Annotated in this window: 14 protein-coding genes; 1 reads left to right on the top strand and 13 read right to left on the bottom strand. The window is 42.4% G+C overall.

Annotated features, from left to right (window positions below):
• Window positions 1–23 precede the first annotated feature (23 nt).
• The 9 genes from gltB to FTT92_RS10060 form a co-directional block, all read right to left on the bottom strand.
• Window positions 24–4,499, bottom strand: a complete 4,476-nt coding sequence (gene gltB, locus FTT92_RS10020; RefSeq protein ID WP_180172049.1) for a glutamate synthase large subunit — start codon at window positions 4,497–4,499, stop codon at window positions 24–26.
• Between the two features lie 445 nt (window positions 4,500–4,944).
• Window positions 4,945–5,784 (bottom strand): hypothetical protein, encoded by an 840-nt coding sequence (locus FTT92_RS10025; RefSeq protein WP_180172050.1) that lies wholly within the window; start codon window positions 5,782–5,784, stop codon window positions 4,945–4,947.
• A 7-nt stretch (window positions 5,785–5,791) separates the two neighbouring features.
• Window positions 5,792–6,874, bottom strand: a complete 1,083-nt coding sequence (aroB, locus tag FTT92_RS10030; protein ID WP_078192528.1) for a 3-dehydroquinate synthase — start codon at window positions 6,872–6,874, stop codon at window positions 5,792–5,794.
• A gap of 14 nt (window positions 6,875–6,888) precedes the next feature.
• Complete coding sequence (aroK, locus tag FTT92_RS10035) at window positions 6,889–7,434, bottom strand: shikimate kinase AroK (protein WP_078189378.1); 546 nt, start codon at window positions 7,432–7,434, stop codon at window positions 6,889–6,891.
• A 36-nt stretch (window positions 7,435–7,470) separates the two neighbouring features.
• Window positions 7,471–9,585, bottom strand: a complete 2,115-nt coding sequence (gene pilQ / locus FTT92_RS10040; RefSeq protein WP_180106974.1) for a type IV pilus secretin PilQ — start codon at window positions 9,583–9,585, stop codon at window positions 7,471–7,473.
• Between the two features lie 61 nt (window positions 9,586–9,646).
• The gene (locus FTT92_RS10045; protein ID WP_078192530.1) at window positions 9,647–10,174 is read right to left on the bottom strand and encodes a pilus assembly protein PilP; all 528 of its coding nucleotides are present in this window, start codon (window positions 10,172–10,174) and stop codon (window positions 9,647–9,649) included.
• A complete protein-coding gene (locus FTT92_RS10050) occupies window positions 10,171–10,893 on the bottom strand; it encodes a type 4a pilus biogenesis protein PilO (protein WP_180172051.1) in 723 nt (240 codons plus the stop codon). Before FTT92_RS10050 ends, FTT92_RS10045 begins: the two co-directional genes overlap by 4 nt.
• Entirely contained in the window at window positions 10,890–11,576 is a 687-nt protein-coding gene (locus FTT92_RS10055) for a PilN domain-containing protein (RefSeq protein WP_180172052.1), read from the bottom strand. Before FTT92_RS10055 ends, FTT92_RS10050 begins: the two co-directional genes overlap by 4 nt.
• On the bottom strand, window positions 11,576–12,634 hold the full coding sequence (locus tag FTT92_RS10060) for a pilus assembly protein PilM (RefSeq protein WP_078192532.1): 1,059 nt from the start codon (window positions 12,632–12,634) through the stop codon (window positions 11,576–11,578). The genes FTT92_RS10055 and FTT92_RS10060 overlap by 1 nt, the downstream gene beginning before the upstream one ends.
• Window positions 12,635–12,799: 165 nt before the next feature.
• Here FTT92_RS10060 and ponA point away from each other — a divergent pair, with 165 nt between their 5' ends.
• Window positions 12,800–15,340: a penicillin-binding protein PBP1a gene (ponA, locus tag FTT92_RS10065; protein WP_180172053.1), complete on the top strand. Its 2,541-nt coding sequence runs from the start codon at window positions 12,800–12,802 to the stop codon at window positions 15,338–15,340.
• Between the two features lie 56 nt (window positions 15,341–15,396).
• Here ponA and FTT92_RS10070 read toward each other — a convergent pair whose 3' ends face one another.
• The 4 genes from FTT92_RS10070 to FTT92_RS10085 form a co-directional block, all read right to left on the bottom strand.
• On the bottom strand, window positions 15,397–16,200 hold the full coding sequence (locus FTT92_RS10070; RefSeq protein ID WP_180172096.1) for a putative RNA methyltransferase: 804 nt from the start codon (window positions 16,198–16,200) through the stop codon (window positions 15,397–15,399).
• A gap of 77 nt (window positions 16,201–16,277) precedes the next feature.
• Window positions 16,278–17,396 (bottom strand): phospho-N-acetylmuramoyl-pentapeptide-transferase, encoded by a 1,119-nt coding sequence (gene mraY / locus FTT92_RS10075; protein WP_078192535.1) that lies wholly within the window; start codon window positions 17,394–17,396, stop codon window positions 16,278–16,280.
• Complete coding sequence (gene murF, locus FTT92_RS10080) at window positions 17,396–18,805, bottom strand: UDP-N-acetylmuramoyl-tripeptide--D-alanyl-D-alanine ligase (RefSeq protein ID WP_180011309.1); 1,410 nt, start codon at window positions 18,803–18,805, stop codon at window positions 17,396–17,398. Before murF ends, mraY begins: the two co-directional genes overlap by 1 nt.
• 9 nt (window positions 18,806–18,814) lie before the next feature.
• On the bottom strand, window positions 18,815–20,311 hold the full coding sequence (locus FTT92_RS10085) for a UDP-N-acetylmuramoyl-L-alanyl-D-glutamate--2,6-diaminopimelate ligase (RefSeq protein WP_180102334.1): 1,497 nt from the start codon (window positions 20,309–20,311) through the stop codon (window positions 18,815–18,817).
• Between the last annotated feature and the right edge of the window lie 10 nt (window positions 20,312–20,321).

A 20,321-nucleotide genomic window follows, 5' to 3' on the forward strand; every position in this document is an offset into this window, starting at 1 on the left:
CTATCAAATCTGCAGTAGTGGAATTATTGTGGATCAGCTTGAGTTGTTTTCAACAAAGTCTGCAAATTAGCAGCTTTTGGTTTCACAAGCCAGAATTTGCGGCTATAGAAGTCAAACTCGTTGCGGATCTTATACGCCCAAGCACTACCTGTTTCTTTAATATGTTCATCTAAGATACGGCACAAGAACTCTTTGTGTTCTTCCATCGATTCTGTAGAGATACGGTTCAATTCAATCAGTTCGTGGTTGTAATGGTCAACAAAGTCATTGTCGAGGTCGAGCACATAAGCGAAACCGCCTGTCATACCCGCACCAAAGTTATGACCCACTTTACCCAATACAGTCACGATACCACCTGTCATGTATTCACAGCAGTGGTCGCCTGCACCTTCAATCACAGCAAACGCACCTGAGTTACGTACTGCAAAACGCTCGCCTGCTGTACCTGCAGCAAACAATTTACCGCCTGTTGCACCATATAAACAGGTGTTACCAATGATTGCAGTATTTTGCGTTTGGAATGGTGAACCTTTCGGTGGGAAGATCGAGATACGACCACCAGCCATACCTTTACCCACGTAGTCATTCGCATCACCCTCTAGGCTGATGTGTAAACCGCCGGCGTTCCAAACACCCAATGACTGACCTGCAGTCCCTGTTAATTTAACTTTAACAGGGTGCGCTTCCATACTGAGGTTGCCATAACGTTTTGCAATCTCACCCGAAATACGCGCGCCAATTGAACGGTCACAGTTACCGATAGTGAAGCTATATTCACCGCCTGTGCCTGCTTCAATCGCTGGCAGCATTTCAGCTACCATTTTCTCAGCCAATAAACCTTTATCGAATGGTGCATTACCTTGTACTTCACAGTACTGTGCTTTGCCTTCAGCCGCAGGATGCGATTGGAGCAATGCGCTCAAATCAAGGTGTGCATGTTTTTCAGTTTCACCCGGAAGCATTTCCAGTAAATCTGTACGGCCAATCAAATCTTTCAGACTTGCAACGCCTAGCGCTGCTAACCATTCACGTGTTTCTTCCGCAATAAAGTGGAAGAAGTTGATCAGCATTTCAGGCTCACCGATATAGTGTTCCTGACGTAAATGATCTTGTTGTGTTGCAACACCGGTCGCACAGTTGTTTAAGTGGCAAATACGTAGGTATTTACAACCCAATGCGATCATTGGTGTAGAACCGAAACCGAAACTTTCTGCCCCAAGAATCGCTGCTTTCACAACGTCTAGACCTGTTTTCAAGCCACCATCAGTTTGTACACGGACTTTGCCACGTAGGTCATTCACACGAAGGGCTTGATGTGCCTCAGATAGGCCAAGCTCCCATGGAGAACCTGCATGGTGAATTGAAGAAAGTGGAGAAGCCGCTGTACCACCGTCATAACCAGAAATGGTAATGAAGTCTGCGTATGCTTTTGCCACACCTGCCGCAATCGTACCAACACCGGGCTCAGAAACCAGCTTAACTGACACCATCGCCTGTGGGTTAACCTGTTTTAAATCGAAAATTAACTGTGATAAATCTTCGATTGAGTAGATGTCGTGATGCGGCGGCGGAGAAATTAATGTCACACCCGGTACTGAGTAACGTAAACGTGCAATTAAGCCATTCACTTTACCGCCCGGCAACTGACCACCTTCACCTGGTTTTGCACCTTGTGCCACTTTAATTTGAAGGACTTCTGCAGAAGTTAGATATGCAGGGGTCACACCAAAACGGCCAGATGCAATTTGTTTGATTTTCGAGTTACGAATAGTGCCGTAACGCGCTGGGTCTTCACCGCCCTCACCTGAGTTCGAGCGACCACCAATGGTATTCATAGCGATTGCAATAGCTTCGTGCGCTTCAGGTGATAATGCACCTAAAGACATACCTGCAGAGTCAAAACGTGGCAGAATTTCTTCTACGGATTCAACTTGATCGAGTGCAATCGATTGATCTGTTTTTAGCTTAAATAAGTCACGAATCGTCGCGATTGGACGGTTATTCACTAGCTCTGCGTATTCTTTAAAGTCCGCATAATTACCAGAACGCACAGATTTATGCAGCGCATTGATCACGTCTGGGTTAAATGCGTGATATTCCTTACCGAATACAAATTTAAGCATACCGCCTTGATCGATTGGCTTACGTGATTTCCACGCCAAATCTGCCAATTTTTTCAAGTCATTTTCTAGATCAGAGAATGTTGCGCCTTTAATACGGCTCGGTACGCCAGTAAAGCATTTTGCAACCACTTCATCAGAAAGGCCGACTGCTTCAAACAACTGACCGCCACGGTAAGAGGCAACAGTAGAAATACCCATCTTAGAAAGTACTTTCAATAAGCCTTTCTCAATACCTTTACGGAAGTTCGCTTGCGCATGGATTGGGTCACCCAACAACTCGCCTTTCGCGATTAAGTCATTGATCACGTCATAAGCTAGGTACGGATAAATCGCTGTCGCACCGAAACCAAGAATCACCGCAAACTGGTGTGCATCACGTGCCAAACCAGTTTCGACAATAATGTTGGTATCAGTACGCAGACCCACATTGATTAAATAGTGGTGAACCGCGCCAGTTGCCATTAAGGCATTGGCAGGTAAGAAACCTTGACGGATTTTCTTATCAGACAATACAAGTAATGTTTTTCCATCGCGAATCGCTTGTGCTGATTCTTCACAAATACGCGCGATAGCAGCTTCTAAGCCTTCATCTTCTGCATAGTTTAGGTCGATGTCTGCAATTTCGTAACCTTTACGGCCAAGGGTACGGATTTGATGCATTTTCGAATTTGACAATACTGGGCTTGAAATGATCAGACGATCTGCATGCTCTGGACCTTGTTCAAATACATTTTGTTCACGGCCGAGGCATGTCTCTAACGACATTACGATCGATTCACGTAATGGATCGATTGGCGGATTCGTAACCTGAGCGAACTGCTGACGGAAGTAGTCAGACACATGGCGGACTTGACGAGACAATACTGCCATTGGCGTATCATCACCCATTGAGCCCACGGCTTCCTGACCGCTTTCAGCAATTGGACGAAGCAATTGGTCACGTTCTTCAAATGTCACCATGAACATTTTTTGTGAAGCTTTCAGGTCATCACCTTTTAAGCCTTGATCACATAAATATTCTTCTAGCTCTGGACTGCCTTGGACACGTACTGAGTTTTCACGTAACCACTGACGGTACGGACGCATACGTTTGAGGTGATTACTCACATCTTGAGTATCGAGCATTTTGCCGGTAAAGGTATCAATCACCAAGATTTGACCCGGACCGACACGACCTTTAGATACAACGTCTTCAGGTTCATAACCCCAAACACCAATTTCTGATGCCAATGTGATGTAACCATTTTTGGTAATTACCCAACGTGCTGGACGTAAACCATTACGGTCAAGCATACAAATCGCATGACGACCATCTTGAATTACCAGCCCTGCTGGACCATCCCATGCTTCCATATGCTTCGAGTTGAATTCATAGAATGCGCGTAAATCCGCATCTAAAGTTTCAACGTTTTGCCAAGCTGGTGGAACCAACATACGTAGCGCACGGAACAAGTCCATACCGCCACCAACAAGGATTTCCAGCATATTATCTAAGCTTGAAGAATCCGAGCCTGTACGGTTTACAATTGGATTTAGCTCAGTTAAACCCGGCAATAATGGGTTTTCAAATTTTGGTGTACGTGCCATTGCCCAGTTGCGGTTAGCAGTAATGGTATTGATCTCACCATTGTGTGCTAAGTAACGGAACGGCTGAGCCAATGGCCAACGAGGCAAGGTATTAGTTGAGAAACGCTGATGGAATACTACGATGTGTGACTTTAGACGCTCATCAGCAAGATCGGTATAGAAATCAGCAATGGCTGCTGGCATCATCAAACCTTTATAGCTGATCACAGTTGAGCATAAAGTAGTTACATAGAAGTATGGGTCAGCAGTCAGCTGTTGTTCTGCACGACGACGTGCCATCACCAACTTACGGTTGAATTCAACCTCTGAAACACCCATTGGGCAATTCACGATAATTTGTTCAAATGCAGGCAATGACTGCATCGCGATTGAACCCAACGCATCGTTATTAGTTGGCACAACACGCCAAGCGATGACTTTACAACCTTCGTCTTCGATTTCTTTGGTTAAAATTTGTTTTGCATGTGCGGCTAATGCAGGGTCTAGGTTTAGAAATACCGTACCCACAGCAAAGATTTCACTCAATGTAATGTCACTGAGTTTTTTCGCTTCTTCACGGAAAAATTCTTTTGGCATAGCAAGGAGTAGACCACAGCCGTCACCGGTTTTACCATCTGCGGCAATACCACCACGGTGGGTCATACAACTTAAACTATGCATTGCGGTTTTGACGAGATCATGGCTTGCATCACCCTGCATATGGGCGATTAAACCGAAACCACAGTTATCTTTAAACTCATCCGGTTGGTATAAACCTTGAGCGGGAGCTACAGTATTAGGCGATGGCATGTGCATAGCGTACCCTTCTTTTCTTTACAGCTCTTTCGAGCACTTAACAAACTAATTTCTTGTTGCGATTCGTCTTAACTTACTCACATGAATTGTTCTGTCGAGCAAAATTATTTCTTATTCACACCCTTAAGATAAACCGAATTCATCTTAGATGCATGAATAAAAGTCAAATTTTCTGCTTTTGCAGTTCAGATCAGGGATAACGACTGGATTAATGACTTCGCACTTTTATCGAATCATTTTCGCGCCAAAACAGGGAGAAAAGTTCAATTTACGCACCAAATAAGCAATTTACATGCCAACTTGATGCATTTTCTCCTAAGATGGCTGATTACAAACATTTTTTAGTTATAACAAATAATTTAAATTGTTCTTTTATAATTTTATGCACTTTTTCTGTGCAGTTTAGACTTTTCCTAAGACATCTTGCGCTATTTTAGAACTAATTAAATGGATCGGTTACTTCTTGCTCTACCGGTGCAGGTTTTGGACGTGGTGCATCTACACTACTTTGTGATTTTTGCACATCAATCACATTCCCTTCAGCATCACGGCGAGTCACCGTAGTACTTGTTGTTGCATTAGCTGGAGTTGTTACTGTCGCTGCAGCCGCTGCTTTTCGTGCTGCGATTTGAGCTTCATCAATTTTCGGTAAAGGCACAGACTTTAATTTAACAGCATATAACTTTTGACTCGACGACATTTCTTCCGCGCCTAAGTCATTCACATATGCTTGATATTGTTTAAATTCCACAACCTTAGGTTTAATTGATGCAGGCAAAGCAATATTGAGGATCGACATTGCAGTTTTCGCATCATTTTGAGACGAATATGGTCCTGTTAAAATGACGTATTGCTCAGGATGATCTTCACCAGAAAGACGTAGATAAATAAATTTGTGACGCTCAGGCTGCTTGCGTAAGAAGCTTTTTAAAATATCTTCTTCAGAAACCCTAAACAATTCAATACCATAAAGCTTGACAGAATCATTGATAAATTTAGTGCCGCGAAATTCTGGTTCATGTTGAGCCGTAGCAACCACACGGGTCGTCATATCAAGCGGACGCACTTCGTCATTTAATGCACCAAGATGGGACATTGCTGCCACTTTCTCTGGCTGAATTTGTAAATCGACTTCGGTTTCCGCTTGTTTTTCAACTTCAACCAATTCTTTGGTATCTGTAATCGCCCAAAAAACCAATGCAGCGAACAGACACACAGCTCCACCCACCAACCATGTGTAGTGATGAACTTTTTGCCATTGAGACTGCCGCGCTGCCATGATGTATCTACTCTGCCTGATTTGCCAAAATTGCCTGTTTCATTAATTCGACATCAAACTCTTTGGTGATGATGGCCTGACCTAATGATTTCAGTAAAATAAGTCGTAATTGCCCATTCAATACTTTTTTATCATGGGACATATACGCCAAAAATTCCTCTAGCGGAATTTTAGGACAAACTATCGGTAATTGTGCACGTAAAATGATTTTTTTTGTACGCTCTAAATCTTCAACTGTGATCCAGCCCATACGATGGGACAAATCTGCAGCCATCACCATCCCTGTTGCAACGGCTTCGCCATGTAACCATTCACCATACCCCAAGTACGATTCAATCGCATGGCCAAAGGTATGACCCAAGTTTAATAACGCACGCTCACCTTGTTCTTTTTCATCATTAGCCACAATACGCGCTTTATGAGCGCATGAACGATAAACCGCTTCAGCCAACAAAGTTGCATCACCTGCAACTAAAGCATCCATATGCTGTTCAAGCCAAGTTAAGAATTCAACATCACCCAACAACGCATATTTGATCACTTCAGCCAAACCTGCAGAAAGTTCACGCGCTGGCAAAGTTTTTAATTGCGCCATATCCGCAAGAACCACTTGGGGTTGCTGAAAGGCACCAATCATGTTTTTACCTAGTGGATGGTTAATCCCTGTTTTGCCACCAACACTTGAATCCACTTGAGAAAGTAAAGTCGTCGGTACTTGAATAAAATACACACCGCGTTGATAGCATGCAGAGGCAAAACCGGTCATATCTCCAATAACACCACCACCTAATGCCAAAACCGTACAATCGCGGTTAAAGCCTGCTTCGAGCAAGGCATCAAAAATTAAATTCAAATGGTCTAAATTTTTATACTTTTCACCATCAGGCAAAATACATGTCGCAACAGTTTTCCCTAATGCCTCAATTGCTTCTACATAATGTTTTAAATAGAGCGGTGCAACTGTGGTATTAGAGACAATCATCACTTGTTTACCCTGAACATAAGGCTCAAGTAAAGTTTGTGGATTAAGGTCACTCCCAATAAAAATAGGGTAGCGACGATCACCGAGTTCAACATGTAAGGTTTGCATGAATTTAACCTTTTCTAACGAGATATATTTTGTGAAACAATTAAATTAAAAATTTTTTGCGCAAGATCTCTCGCAGCACCTTGATTGGTTTCAATAATATAGTGCGCGACTTCACGATAAAGAGGATCACGGGCAGCCAATAAATCTCGTAGCTTTTGCTCTGGATTTTCCACTTGAAGAAGTGGGCGATTTTTGTCGCGGTAGGTTCGTTGTAACTGAATTTCCACCGGAGTATATAGATAAACAACAATACCACGTTGTTTTAAAAATTCACGATTTGGGGGCTGAGTCACAGCACCACCGCCAGTCGCCAAGACCAGTTGTTTCTTTGCAGTTAACTCATCAATGACATTCGTTTCACGACTTCTAAAGCCTTTTTCCCCTTCCTTTTCAAAAATCCAAGGAATGGTCGCACCTGTTTTACGTTCAATTTCATGATCACTGTCTAGAAATTCACGTCCTAACAATTCTGCTAAATGTCGCCCTACGGTTGTTTTTCCTGCCCCCATTGGCCCTACCAAATAGATATTTGGTAGGGTTTCAAACTCTTTGCTTGGCAAGGAGTCACCTATTTCTTTTGTTAAATTGAAAATATATTAATGATTTCTGGTAACACTGTCATTAACAATTCGCGGAGTAACAAAAATCAGTAACTCATTTTTTGCATCGCTTTTCATATCTTTACGGAATAAGCGACCCACATAAGGAATATCACCTAAGAACGGTACTTTAGTTTGCTTACTTTGTGTTTCCTGATTAAAAATACCGCCGAGCACAACAGTTTCACCATTGTTGACTAAGACATCGGTATTAATTTCATTTTTATTCAGGATGATTTCACCATTTTGTGCATATCCTGCTGGTGAGTCGCTCTTGATATTCAGCTTCATTTGCACTTTACCATCTGGAGTAATGCTAGGCGTGACATCCAGACTTAATAAAGCTTCTTTAAACTCGGTAGAAGAAGTCGCATTTGAACCTGTACCCGTTGTGGTTTGATATGGAATTTCTTGACCTGATGCAACTTTGGCGGGTTGTTTATCCGCTGTCAGTACCTTTGGTGTAGAAATGACTTCACCATAACCATCCGCTTGTAAAGCAGAAAGCTCTAAATCCAACATAAAATCAGAAAGACTAATTAAGCCAAACGCAATTCGACTGGCACCTGCAGTAGTCACCCCTAAGTCCACGTTTAAGTTACTTGGACGCTGAATCGTATATTTCCCATCATCATCCGGTGTTTTTAAGTCCCAAAGCGTAGTATCACTACCACCCACCAATAAATGGTCATTTTGGTTAATCCCTTGAGACAAGAGACCCCATTTCACACCCATTTCTTTGGTAAAATCAGTAGATGCTTTTACAATACGTGCTTCGACCATGACCTGCTTGACTGATACATCAAGCAAATCCACCATCTTACGAATCTGATCAATGTTTTGCGCGGTATCATTAATAATCAGTGTATTTGTACGCGTATCTGCAGAAATCGTTCCGCGTGGACTTAACAAATTACCCCGATCATCATCAGCATTATTACTATTATTTGACGAACCGCTATTACCCGCAGTTTTAGACTGCGTAATCAGCTTCTCTATCTCAGCAGCTTTTGCATAGCTTAACGTTAAATATTCAGTCTGTAATGGTGCCAACTTCATACTTTGACGTAAGGCTTTTGCTTCTTCTTCTTCCGCTTTAATCAACTCAGATACAGGCGCAATCCAAATCACATTACCATTACGACGTTTGTCCAAATTCTTGGTTTTCAATATGATATCTAGTGCTTGATCCCAAGGCACATCTTTTAAGCGAAGTGTAATATTTCCTTGAACCGTATCAGCAGCAACCATATTGATTTCAGTGAAATCAGCCAAAAGTTGCAGCACACGACGTACTTCAATATCTTGGAAGTCTAATGAAATCTTCTTACCGATATAATGATTGGCAGCTTTAGGACGTAATGGATTTTTATCTTCCGGACGTTTCAAACTTACCGTTAATTTATTATCAGTTTGGTACGCCATATATTCATAGCTGCCCGTCGACTGAATGGTAATCACACCATTACCGCCATCATTATGTGCATCCACCGTTGCAACAGGTGTTGCAAAATCATTGACATTTAAACGGCGAGTCAAATGTGCAGGTACTTTATTGCCTAAAGTACGGATCACCACTTTACTGCCTTGCTGTTGAACATCAACGGGAGTATTTCCACCCAGTAAATCAACAACAACTTGACCTTCACCATTAGAACCACGGTGGAAACCAATATTTGAGATGCCCTGTTGCTGACGTTGTGCTACAGGCTGTACATAATTTGCAGCTTGTGCAGAGTTGATTTTTAAAATAAAGGTATTACCTTCAACACGCGTGGTAAAAGCGCCAGCATTGGCTAAATTCACAGTTAAGCGCGCACGTTGTGCATCCGAACTCACATCCACAGTGCTCGCTTCAGCCGTTGCAACAGGAATTGAACTTTGTTTTAAATTTTGCTGTGCTTTATCAAAGTCTAAAACTAGTCGTGATGGTTGATCGAGTTGATAAGCTTGTGGTTGTGGCGGCAAGCCATTAAACATTACGCGAATTTCAGTCCCTTGACCTGGAATTTGCATTGGTACCACATTGGTTACACTCACCTGAGCATTAGCAACTTGCATCATCGCCATTGCAACAGCCCCCATCGAAAACTGACGAAACACATGATTCATTGTATTGCCATCCCCAAAAATAAAATCTTGTACACTATTCTTCATTTTTATTCCTTTAAGCTTAAGGTGCTGGTCCAATTAATATGAGACTTCTAGGACGCTCTACATATCCTTCTCGCCCATCCGGAATAATCTCAATCAAATCAATTTGAGTCGGGGTAATATTTACCACTCGACCATGATTGAGCCCCATATAACTTCCACGTTGAATACGCTCAACTTCACCATCAGGTGTCTGAATCAAGGCTAATATTTGCCCAGATTGGTTACGCATACTACCCTTCATATTCAGGGTTTCGAGTGCATAACTCTCCAAAGGTTGAGGCTGACGGCTCAAGTTTGGATAAACACGCTTACCGGCCATGATTTTAAGTTCTGCTGCCAAGGAACTTGGCAAGAACGGACTTTTTAAAGAATGCGCCGCATAATTAAAAGTTTCGACAGGTACAAAATCTGGCGCAGGTTCAATCGCTAGTGGAGCTTGATTGCGTATATTTGCCATCTCTTGATTGACTACATCAATACGTGATTCACAACCAGCCAATACAAATCCAACCATCACAGAAAGTGCCAATTTATTCATTTTCATTTTGGAGCCTCCTGTGTGCTTGCTGAATCTGCAGCTTTCGCAGCACTTTCAGTATTCCCTTCATAACGATATGTTTTTGCAGAAATCACATAGTCAATTTTTGGAATATCTGAGTTCTTTTCTTTATTTTCAGTTGCTGTAATCGTTAAATTATGCAAAGTCACAATCCGTGAAAGACCCGCAATACTACTTACAAATGAACCAAAGGCGTGGTAATCACCTGTTGCCTCAATATGAATTGGCTGTTCCGTAAAGAACTCTTGCTTCACTTCAGGCTCAAGACGAATAATTTTAAATTTCAATCCAGAATTCACGCCTGTTAAGTTGATATCTTCAACCAAACCTGGAATTTCAGTTTCTTTCGGCAATTGTTCTAACTGTTGATTAAAACGTGCTTCCATATCCTGCAACTGCAATTGATATTGTTGCAAATTACGTAGTTTTGAATCTTTTTCACGAAACTCATTTAACAAATTTTGTTCTTGCGCATTGGCACTTGAAATAGCTTCAATCTTGTCTTTAATCGCCAAGAAATAGCCCAAAATTGCCACTAGGATAATGATAAAAACCCAACATGTAATTTTGACTGAAATTGGCCAACTACCATAGTTATTCGGATCTAGCGTATTGAACTGCTGTACAAACTTATCAAAAGTCATTTTCTTTTTCGGAATGACCACAGCATCTTGATTCAATTGTTCAAATTCATCACGACTCATTTTGCAGCCTCCGGAGTTGGTGTTGCTGCAGTTTGTGCGTCAGATGTTTGCGCCGATGAAGCTGACTGTCCTGCATTTGCTGCTGGATCATTAATGGTCGGCTGCGCAATTTGCTCCAAATCAGCAGTCACAGTAAATGCACCATAAGATTCTTCTACGCGAGGAACCACTGACGTCGGTGCTTTGTCTTTTTTCTCTTCCGCCACAAGGAATGAGCTCATGAAGGCATTACGATACCAAGGTGATGCTTCCAAATTACGCAGTAGATCTGCAACAGTGTTTGGACTTTCCGCACGCCCTTCGATCATAAATTTGTCGCCATTACGTTCAAATTTTGTGATGTACATATTGGCAGGTGTCACACGAACCAATTCATCTACAAGATGTACAGCAATTGGACGTTGACCTTGTAAGCCTTGAATCAACTTCATTCGTTCAATAATGGCATTACGCTGTTCTTGTAAACCATCCAAAGACTTTAATTGAACATCTAAGTTTTGGTTATGACTGATAATCAATTGGTTCGCTTGTTCTTGATCTTTTAATTTGTGATCAAAGTACAACCATGTTAAACCAACCCCAATTACCCCAATTAAGAAAGCCCCAATACAAAGTGCAACAAATTCTTTTTTTCGTTTCTCTCTTAGCTCATCACGCCAAGGGAGCAAGTTAATTTTTGCCATTAATCAAAACTCCTCAATGCTAGACCGCATGCCACCATGAGTGATGAGGCATCATTTTCAATTTTTTTAATATCAATTTGAGGTGAAAAACCCATTTGTAAGAATGGATTGGCAATCGTGACGCGGTAACCCAATTTTTGTTGAAGTAATTTTGCAAGCCCCGGAATATTGGCATTCCCCCCTGCCAATAAAATATGGTCAATTTCGTTGAACTGTGAAGATGAGAAAAAGAACTGTAAAGAACGTGCTGCTTGTTGAACGACAGCTTCTAAGAAGGGTTCTAAGACTTCGATATCATAATCATCTGGCAAGGCACGTGTTTTTTTCGCTCGACCTGCTTCTTCGAAAGACAATGCATAGCGATTTTGAATTTCCTGTGTCAATTGTTTGCCACCAAACACTTGCTCACGGGTATAAATCACTTTGTTATTCTGCATGACAGATAAGGTCGTCATACTATGACCAATATCTAAAATACCCACTGTATTCACACCCATTGGCAAAGTATCTGAAAAAACTTTAAATGCATTTTCAATTGCAAAGCTTTCTACATCACCAATTTTTGGTGTAAGACCAGCAAGCTGAATGACTTCCGCACGCGCTTCAACATTTTCAATACGCGTAGCGACAAGCAAAACATTGACACGATTTGGGTTGGACAGACGATCTGGCAAGACCTCAAAATCAAGGCTCGCTTCATCAAGTGGGAACGGAATATATTGCTCAGCATCATCACGAATCTGAATTTCACGTTCATCATCGTTCATATCTGCGTCCATTTCGATGATTTTTGTAATCACCATCGACGTTGGAACCGCCAAAGCTGCATTAGTGGTCTGCGTATTGGCCAAATTAATTGCGCGCTCTAAACAGTCACCGACAGCTTCCGGATTCAATATGTTCTTTTCAACAACACTTCCTTCTGGTAATGGCACCAAAGCATAGCTTTCTACCCAATACCGCCCACTCTTTACAGAAAGTTCCAAAACCTTAACAGAAGTCGAACTAATATCTACTCCTATTAACCCCTTATTTGGCTTACGATATAACCTGAGCACAATATAATTCCTATTATTTTTTTATCCCCAAAAAAATTAACCCACTAATTAGCATTGGTCTATAATTTTATACAGATACAATAACTCATCTAACAATCCGTATATCGAAAGGATATACTGACCACCAATTAGTTTGCCATTAGCTCTTATTAAAACTTACTTGTTATGAAAAAGCTATCTTGTTCAGGCCTTGTTCATCCATTTTTTTTGGCCATTATTATTGTTTTGGTCGCAATTCCAATGGGTTTCTATGGCATGTATCTCTATATTGCCCCGTCTTTGCCTGAAATGTCCATCTTAAAAAAGGCTCCATTATTAAAACCATTGCAAGTTTATAGTGCTGATAATGAGCTGATTGCAGAATATGGTGGCAAACTTTCGGTTCCTGTAGAGTACGACCAAATCCCGTCTCATTTCATTCATGGCTTTTTAGCTGCGGAAGATTCTTCGTTCTTTGAACACAGCGGAATTAGTTTCAAAGGATTGGGGCGTGCCGTCAGTGAAAGTATTACAGGCTCAGATGTGCAAACGGGTGGTTCAACCATTACCATGCAGGTTGCAAAAAACTATTATCTGACTCCAGAGCGTACTTTAAAACGTAAACTAACCGAAGTTTTCCTTGCTCGAAAAATTGAACAAAATCTAAGTAAGGAAGAAATTTTAACGCTGTATGTTAACAAAATCTTTTTGGGCAAAAATGCATACGGGATCGCAGCAGCTGCAAAAATTTATTATAACAAGAGCTTGCAAGATTTGAGCTTGGCTCAAATGGCAATGATTTCAGGCCTACCCAAAGCACCATCAAAATATAATCCTGTAGCCAATCCAAAACGTGCTTTAGAGCGTCGTAATTGGATTTTAGGACGTATGTTGCAATTGGGTTATATCAATCAATCGGAATATCAAGAAGCAATTGCTGAACCAATTAATCTCGATATGCCTGACCGCGGAGTTAGCAACAAATTCCCCTATGTCGGGGAAATGGTTCGCTCTGAGCTCGTAGAAAAGTTTGGCGAACAAGCGACAGATTCTGGCTATAAAGTCTATACCACCATCAACAGCCAACGCCAAGCCTATGCTGAGCAAGCTGTGCAAGATGGTCTTGAAGCTTACGATAGACGACATGGTTGGCGTGGTGCAGAAGCACATGATGAGCCATTAAAAAACTTTATTCCATATGCTAACACTTATCCTGCCGAAGTCACTAAAGTCAACAACACCAGCATCGAAGTGTTGATGCAAGACGGCAGTAGTGTGACTGTTCCATGGTCAGGTCTGTCTTGGGCACGTCCCTATCGCAATGCCAATAGTGTAGGCAATGCGCCAAGCAAAGCCTCACAAATTGTTAAAGTAAAAGATATTATTCGCCTACGTCCGAATGCTGATAAAAGCTCATGGGCTTTGGTGCAAATTCCAAAAGCGCAAGGTCAATTGATCGCACTCAACCCCAATAATGGTGGCATTGAAGCCATTGTCGGTGGTTATAATTTTTATCAATCTAAATTTAACCGTGCTCTACAAGGCTGGCGTCAGCCGGGTTCAACCATTAAACCCTTTGTTTATGCTTTAGCACTTGAACGCGGTATGACTCCATACTCCATGGTCAATGACAATCCAATTACGATTGGCAAATGGACGCCTAAAAACTCTGACGGTCGCTATTTGGGGATGATTCCTCTACGCCGCGCCCTCTATTTATCACGTAACACAGTTTCAGTTCGCTTATTACAAGTCGTCGGGATTGAACGTACTCGCCAATTATTTATGGATTTTGGTTTGCAAGAAAACCAAATTCCACGTAACTACACCATTGCTTTAGGTACCCCACAGGTATTGCCGATTCAAATGGCGACAGGTTATGCGACATTTGCCAACGGTGGATATCGTATTCAACCGCACTTTATTAGCCGTATTGAAGATGCTTATGGCAAAGTGATTTATCAAGCCAATCCTGAATATGCATGTATTCAATGTATCAATCAAAAAGACGAAGTTGAATCAGCAGATCCGACCACGCCGGATGATGAAGTGATTGAAGTCACTAATCAGGATAATAAACCTGCTGAATCAAAAATTTCCGATACTGAAGCAGCAAACTATAAACAAGCTCAGCGGATTTTGAAGTCAAGTTCGGCCTTTGATATGGCGAACATCTTGCGTGACGTGATCCAACATGGTACAGGTCGTGCGGCATTAAAAATTGGTCGCGGTGATTTAGGTGGTAAAACCGGTACAACCAATGATGCAAAAGACGCGTGGTTTGCTGGATTTAATGGAAAATTAGTCACTGTGGCTTGGGTCGGTTTTGACCAACCCTCTACCTTAGGTCGTCGTGAATATGGTGGTGTTGCAGCTCTGCCGATTTGGTCAGATTTTATGGCGAAATCACTCAAAGGCACACCTGAAGCTTGGGTGCGTTTAGACACTCATGCCAAAAATCCAATCAATCGCAATTCAGCTAAAGCGACTCAAGGTCAACCTGAACAAGATCGTGCAGCAACGCCGCCGATGGCTCAACCGCTGTATCGTCCTGCTCCTGTTGTACCAAAACCACAGGCTACGCAAAATGATTTTGAAGATCTTCCACGGTCTGCTGAAACCAATCTTGCACCTACTCGAACTGCGCCACCACCAATGCAGCCTAAACCACAAGGTACAGAGCATAAAACTGACGCACTTGATCATCTCATCGATCAAGTTCAGTAAATAAGCTGCATAAAAAAAGCCCTCAAACGAGGGCTTTTTTTATCACTTCCAATGCATTATTTCTTTTTAAAGAGATAAATTTGATACTGCGCTTGCAACTCAAATTGTTCATTTTTTTCTAGAGCTTCTCGACGCTCAGCTTTCACTTTATAGGCATAAGGCGTCATTGCAATTAAGTTTTTGAGATCCTGCTGAGAAAGTGACATTTTCGCTTGTACCACTTGCTCACTTTCCAATTCAAAGTCAGCAGCTAGTTGTTCCACAAATTTATGCGGTTCATGGGGTTTTACTTCTTCAAATAAGGCTTCACGCATTGCATAAAGATGCTCTGGCGCAGGTGTGACCACCATCAAGTGCCCCTCAGGCTTTAACACACGAAGGATTTCTTCTTGAGGAATAGGACTAAATAAACTCGTACACAAGTCAATTGAGTGATCTAACACAGGCAAGGTCGCCCCTGTCCCTACCACCCAAGTCACCTCTTTATTCAGTTTAGCGGCGACTTGCACAGCATTTTTAGCAATATCGACACCCACACATTGTAGTACTTCAGCTTGCATCGCATTGGTGTAATAGCCTTCACCACAGCCAATATCCAACAAGTTTTCAACCCGCAATTTTTGAATCAATGCCACCACAGCCTGTTGCAAAGGTGCATAGTGACCTGCACTCAAAAACGCACGGCGCGCCTGTACAGATTCTGGCGTATCACCCGGGTTTTTACTGTGTTTATGTTGAACCACATGTAAATTGACATAGCCTTGTTTTGCAACATCATAGCTATGATTATTTTCACAGCGCCATGTCCGCTCTGTGAGTTTCAATGCTTCACGGCATACAGGACACATCAACAGGTTCATCATTTACTCCACTATATTTTTGAAATAAAAAAACCGGCATCTGTGGGAGCAAATGCCGGTTTCGTTTATTTATTTGCTTAACGTAATTTTAAAGTCATTAGACCCAAAACTACCAGCATAATTGTGATAATCCAAAAACGAATCACCACCTGAGTTTCACGCCATCCCTTTTTCTCATAGTGATGGTGCAGCGGTGCCATTAAGAATACACGCTTGTTCCGCATACGCAGCGAGCCAATTTGCAAGAAGACAGAAATAGCTTCAACCACGAAGACACCGCCCATAATGGCAAAAACGATTTCTTGACGAACCATGACTGCGATCGTACCGAGCATCGCACCTAGAGATAAAGCACCAACATCACCCATAAAGACTTGAGCAGGATGCGCATTAAACCATAAGAATGCTAAGCCAGCACCGATCATTGCCGCACAGATCACGACCAGTTCAGATGCATATTTCACATAAGGAATATGTAAATAATCGGCAAAACGAACATCACCAGCCAGATAAGCAAATACACCTAAACCAGCGGCAACCAGAACAATTGGCATAATTGCTAGGCCATCTAAACCATCGGTTAAGTTCACAGCATTAGATGCGCCGTTAATCACCAAATAAGTAAAGACAATAAAGCCAATACCGAGTGGAATAATAGACAATGGAATGCTAATTTCTTTAAAGAATGGAATCAGCAGATCCAACATATTTGAGGTATGTACTGGGTTTGCTTGCTGTGTCGCAATCACATAAAGTGCAATACCGGCGCCTAACGATGCCACAGAAGTCCAAAAGAATTTCTTCTTCGCAGGTAGACCGGCATTGTCTTTATAACGGATTTTAATCCAGTCATCTGCCCAACCCACAGCACCAAAGATCACCATCACGACAAGTACAATCCATACATAAGGGTTTGAAAGATCGGCCCAAAGTAAGGTTGAAATCCCAATAGACAGTAAAATCAACACACCGCCCATAGTCGGTGTGCCCATTTTTTTGGCATGATTTTCAGGTGCAAATGAACTGACTGCCTGACCATATTTGAGAGCTTGCAATTTGCGGATCATCACAGGTCCAAGCAACAGACCAATGGCCAATGCCGTTAAGACACTGAGTAGCGAACGAAGCGTTAAATAACGAACAACCTGAAACGAGCTGTGATAACCCGCAAGCTGCTCAAATAACCATAACAGCATTAAAGTTTCTCCATCAATTCAGCCATCAAAGTTTCCATGTGGGTATAACGAGAACCTTTAAACAGGAAACTCATGGACTGAGGCTGATGTGTTTTGACTAGACTAATTAATAACGGTAAAGCCTGTTCTTGAGTAAGAAAGGCCTGTAATTTTTTACCATATTGTGTACTGCGCGCGCCTTCTTGCACAGCAGGTGAAAACTCACCGACAGCAACGACAAATTGAAGACCAGAGTGTGATACAAGATCACGTCCCAACATGTAGTGCTGCTGTGCAGCAGATGAACCTAACTCACCAATATCCCCAATGACCATGACTTTGATGCCATCTTGCTGCGCAAGTACATCAGCAGCAGCACGCATTGAGGTTGGATTTGCATTGTAAGTATCATCAATAAACAAATAATCTTTATGTTGAATAAAGTTTAGACGGCCTTTGGCACCTGTCGCATGTTCAAGCCCCACAACGATATCATCTAAACTCACACCAATCGACAACGCGAAAGCTGCGGCTGCAGTGGCATTTTGCACATTATGTTCACCAGCAAATGGCAGTTGAACAGGACGTGCACCTTGTGGGGTATTTAAGATAAAACGTGAAGATTGAGCCTGAAGCTCCGTCTCAGTCGCAAAGACATCCCCGCCCTGACCAAAACTCATTAATTGCTCAGTTTGCACAGCTTGACGAATGGCATCTGTAAAATCATCTGCCGCAGGCACAATCGATGTTCCTGTTTTCGCTATATGTGCATAAATTTCAGACTTGGCACGACAAATGCCATCACGCCCACCAAATTCACCCATATGAGCGGTGCCAATATTTAAAATTCCGGCAACCTGAGGCTGTACCAAATTTGAGGTGTAATCAATTTCACCTTTATGACTGGCACCAAGCTCCATCACGGCATACTGATGTTCTGGACGCAACTCAAGTAACATCATCGGCACACCAAGGTCATTATTTAAATTACCGCGCGTAATTAATGTTGGTGCAAGACGAGAAAGGATACTCCCGAGCATCTCTTTGGTTGTGGTTTTACCACTGCTTCCTGTCAAGGCAATGACTTTTAAAGCTGGGTTTTGGGCACGACGAAATGCACCCAAATGTCCAAGCGCCAAACGTGTATCTGCAACCACCAACTGATAAATATCCACATCGACCGGATGACTGACAATGGCAATTTCACAACCCTTTTCAGCCACTTGAGCAAGGAAGTCATGCGCATCAAAGCGTTCACCTTTCAGGGCAAGAAAAGCGTCACCTTGCTCTGCATGACGTGAGTCGGTCAAAATTCGTTTTACAGAACCTGTCGGCGCTTGATTGTTATGCCAGTGACCTTGTGTCGCTTGAACCAACTGTTCGGCAGTCCATGGTTCTAACGGAACCGTACTGGTCGTTGAAGTATGCATATCTGTTTCCTATTGCGCTGGATAAGCCGAGTCAGTGTTGTGATGTTGTGAATCAATCGCTGATTTCACTTCCACCACATCATCAAACCAATGTCGAACACCATCAATTTCTTGATAGTTTTCATGGCCTTTACCAGCAATCACCACAATATCACCCGCTTGGGCATGGTTGACTGCGAATTTAATCGCTTCACGGCGGTCATGGATTTCATGGACAGTTTTTCCAGTAAAATCAATACCAGCCTTCATATCTGCAAAAATTTGTTCTGGGTTTTCAGTACGTGGATTATCCGAGGTAATCAACGCAACATCTGCATGGTTTAATGCCGCTTGTGTCATCAATGGACGCTTACCACGGTCACGATCACCACCACAGCCAAACACCGCCCATAACTGTTGCGATACATGACGTTTTAAGGTCTGTAACACTTGAACTAAAGCATCTGGTGTATGTGCATAATCCACCACAAACAGGCGTTCATCATCACGAATCACTTGCATACGACCCGGTGCACCTTTTAACTCGGGCGCAGTTGCGATCAAGGCAGATAAGTCAAAACCTGCTTGCTCCGCTGAAATTAAGCTCGCCACAATATTTTCAATATTGAAGTGCCCCAATAATGGACTTTGCACCACAAATTCAGCTTGAGCAGTACGCAATTTAAATTGTGCGCCCGTTAAGCTGTATTGAATATCCGTCACTTGATAATCCGCAGCCTGACGCGTTGAATAAGTCAAAATTTTAGGCTGAGCCGGATTTTGGCGTGCGGCATTCAGCATCACTTCTGCATGTTCATCATCGAGATTGATGACTGCAACTTTGAGCGATGGAAACTGAAACAAACGTGATTTCGCTTCAGCATAGGCTTCAAGGGTTTTATGATAATCCAAATGGTCACGACTTAAATTGCTATATGCGGCAATTTCAATTGCACAGCCATTTAATCGACCTTGTTCTAATCCGTGCGAACTTGCCTCTATGGCAGCAAACTCTGCACCCTCAAGCGCATAGGCATGCAATGCATTTTGCATATGTAACGCATCTAAAGTAGTGTGAGATGAGGCTTCTAAATTCGGTAAAATCCCGTTTCCAGTGGTTCCCATCACTGCACATTTTTTGCCTTGCAGCATGAGTAATTCAGCGATTAAGCGTGAGATCGTGGTTTTACCATTGGTACCCGTCACAGCCAAAATCCGTGCAGCTTGAGCTGGTTGAGTCGCCTGTAAATATTGCTTTTGCCACTGCCCCATCAATTGACGCACATCCGCGATCACGACACTTTGATCCAAGCCCAAATCAGTTTCTGAAATGACAGCCAACGCGCCATTCTCTAACGCTGCACGTGCAAATTGTGCTGTTTTTTCAGGTTGCGAAAACGAAGTCAGGGCAATAAATATTTGCCCTGCTGTAACTTTGCGACTATCCAGATTGAAGCCCTGAAAGGATTGCGACATCCATTCAGCGGGCTGTTCAACGGTGTATAGATCTTGAAACGTAATTTTCATTCATCACCTA

The organism is Acinetobacter sp. YH12023 (assembly GCF_013420135.1).
Taxonomy (GTDB): Bacteria; Pseudomonadota; Gammaproteobacteria; order Pseudomonadales; family Moraxellaceae; genus Acinetobacter; species Acinetobacter amyesii.